At 45.2% G+C, this 2,957-nt stretch carries 3 protein-coding genes; all 3 read right to left on the reverse strand.

Annotated elements, in window-relative coordinates; all coding sequences use genetic code 11:
• Positions 1 to 108: 108 nt before the first annotated feature.
• Positions 109 to 957 (reverse strand): UDP-N-acetylmuramate dehydrogenase, encoded by an 849-nt coding sequence (gene murB, locus ACYVTD_RS11150; RefSeq protein ID WP_461247844.1) that lies wholly within the window; start codon positions 955 to 957, stop codon positions 109 to 111.
• Positions 926 to 1,468 (reverse strand): hypothetical protein, encoded by a 543-nt coding sequence (locus tag ACYVTD_RS11155; protein ID WP_461247845.1) that lies wholly within the window; start codon positions 1,466 to 1,468, stop codon positions 926 to 928. The genes murB and ACYVTD_RS11155 overlap by 32 nt, the downstream gene beginning before the upstream one ends.
• Before the next feature lie 12 nt (positions 1,469 to 1,480).
• Positions 1,481 to 2,957: TrkH family potassium uptake protein (locus tag ACYVTD_RS11160; RefSeq protein WP_461247846.1), on the reverse strand; the 1,477-nt coding region annotated here is incomplete at its 5' end.

Consider the following 2,957-nt stretch of genomic DNA (forward strand, 5'->3'; position numbering starts at 1 on the left):
AAAACCTCGATATAACAGACGAAACGATCTTTGCCGGCTCGGGTTATTCTTTGCCATCTTCAACAATGCCGAATTTTGTATGAGTTCCGCCGACGTCTATGCCGATTTTCACCATATCTCTATTTCCTCTTGCAGCTTAACTTTCGCTGTTTTATAAACCTTTTCTTTTGCAAGTTTAACAAGTTTTATAACATCTGCCGCTGTTGCGCCGCCGTCGTTTACTATGAAATTGCAATGTTTTTTCGAGAAAGACGCGCCGCCAGAAGAAAACCCGCGCAGGCCCGCTTTGTCGATTAGTTTCCAAACGGGATCGCCTTCGTTTTGCTTGAATATGCTGCCCAGCGAAGGCTTGTTATAAGGCTGAGTGTCGAACCGAATTTTCTGGAACGATTTTGTTTTTTCTTTGATTTCATCTATCGTGCTAGGCTTTAGTTTTAGCGAAGCAGAAAGTATGATACGCCCCGAGCCCATGAATTCGCTGTGCCTATATGAATGTTCATATTCGCATGTGTTTTTGACTTTGCCATCTTCGACGTATGACACGGAAGAGACAACATCGCCTATAGTACCGCCGAACGCGCCAGCATTCATATATATCGCACCGCCTAATGACGCAGGAATGTGAGACGCCCACTCCAAGCCAGACAAAGCATATTTCTCGGCTTGCATAGCCAAAAAAGGCAAAGAATAACCCGAGCCGGCAAAGATCGTTTCGTCTGTTATATCGAGGTTTTTGAAATTTAAAAGAGAAATTATCGGCGTTTCAAACCTGCCGTCGGGGAAAAGAATGTTAGAGCAACGCCCGATGATTTTGTGGTTGGGAACCTCTTGCAAAACGGTTTGTAGCTCTTCCGCGTCTTTTGGAAAATAAACAATATCGGCGACTCCGCCGATTTTAATAGTAGAAAGCGTGCGCAAATCTACATCAATCTTCTTGTCTATTTTGCTGATTTTCACGCATAAACTCCTTAACGTTTTCTGTTAGCTTTTTGTGTGCAAAGTATCCGTTTTTCTTCGCTCTGTGATGAAGAGCGAGAACTTCGATTATCGTCGCAATGTTTCTGCCGACACGCATAGGAACTTCATAGAAAGGAACCTCTTTGCCTAAAATTTCTGTATAGTTTTCTTTTTCGCCGAATCTGTCATACTCCGCTTCGCTGTCCCAAGGAGTTAGGTGCGCAACAAGGTCGATGTGCGCAGAGTTTATAAGCGAGCGCTGACCATATATTTCATGAATATCAACAACGCCGACTCCGCGAAGTTCAACAAAACCATATGTTGGAGGCGGGCAACGACCTATAAGCGTGTTTTCGACGAGCGTGACGTCTACTTTGTCGTCCGACACGAGGTTATGCCCCCATTTTATGAGAGTAAGCGCAGCCTCGCTCTTGCCAATCTCTGGCGCGCCTGTTATTAAAACGCCCTCGCCGTGGACTAAAACTAGCGTTCCGTGAACCGATGTTTTCATAGTGTATCTCCTTTATGCCCTCTTATTTAAAATATGATTTCTAGCAAGTGAAAAGACTTTCATGCCAGCTAAAATAACTATAACTATCTCGAGCCTGCCGAGCAGCATCCCAATAGAGTTCACCCATAAAACTGAGTTTGGGCAGGCGTAGGTTGTGATGCCGGAAGAGAGCCCGATGTTGCCGAGCGCGGACGTGAACTCGAACCAAGAATCGACAAATCTAAACCCACCAAGCAAGCAAACGGCAACCGCGCCGATTAGGCAGACGCATATGTATAAGAAGATAAACGAATAGATGTTGAGCCGCTCTTCCTCAGACAGGAAGAAAATTTTGCCGAACTTGTTGATGGAAAACGTGCTCATTTCGCGCTTGCTAGTCCAGCGTTTTTTAATATGCCACCAAACGCTTTTGAACGCGATTGTCACGCGATAAAGCTTAATTCCCCCAGCTGTGCTTTCGGACGAGCCGCCTATCAAGAAGAATATCTGCAGGATCAAAAGTGCAGAAAAAGGCCACATGGTGATAGGGATGTGCGTCGCAGTGGAAAAACCGGTTGTCGACATCGCGGAGAATATATAGAAGAGAGAAACCCGAAAACCTTCTGCGAAAGGAAGGGTGAAAAACGAGGCGAGGATTAGGGAAAGAACAAGAGCAGAACCGATGCCGTATAAAAACATAGCCTTGTTTTCGGTGTGTGTGAAGAATTTTTTGAACTTGCCGGATAGCAAAAGAACGTGTGCATAGAAATTTGCCGCGCCGAGAATCATGAGGAATATGCTGATATAATCTATCGCAGCGGAACGGAACGCGCCGATGTTGTCGCTCCTCGTGGAGAAGCCACCCGTCGCGAGAACGCAGATAGAATGGTTAAAAGCATCGAAGATCGGCATTCCGGCGATAGTGTATAAAGTCGTGCCCAGTATTATATAGAAGAAATAAACCGTGAAGATGAGCCGAGCCGATTTAACAAAGTTAGGAAGAGGGCGGCTGTGATGCCCTTCTGCAGCGTATATTTTGGATGCATTGCCACCGGATAATAAAACCGCGAGAGACAAAACAAGCCCGATACCGCCAAAAAGCATGGTGAACGAACGCCAAAGCAGGATAATTTTCGGTGTCGCGTCGATATTTGGGAAGACGGTCAACCCAGATGTCGAAAGCCCCGAGATAGACTCGAAAATGCTTTGCGAAAAGTTATATTTGCCAAACAAAAGGTATGGCAGCCCGCAAACGATGGTCGAAACAATCCAAATGACAGTCAGTATTATGGCGTCCTCGTGGTTTTCCAAAGGACCTTTAACATAGTTTTTGATTACGAGAGAAATAAGAAAACCAATGAGGAAAGTAGAGATTGAAAGGACGATAAAAATCCACGCGTGGGGATAGCTGTCTTTAAAAAAGAAAAGAGTCGTTAAAGGAAGAGCGAGGCAGACACCCCAAAACATTAGTATGTATCCTAAATATCCAACGCCGAGACGAAACCCGACG

The organism is Treponema sp. R6D11 (genome assembly GCF_054786075.1).

What these genes read in the sequence shown, in the direction of transcription:
- ACYVTD_RS11155 (WP_461247845.1), bottom strand. Translation starts at nt 1,468, where the DNA reads ATGAAAACATCGGTTCACGGAACGCTAGTTTTAGTCCACGGCGAGGGC.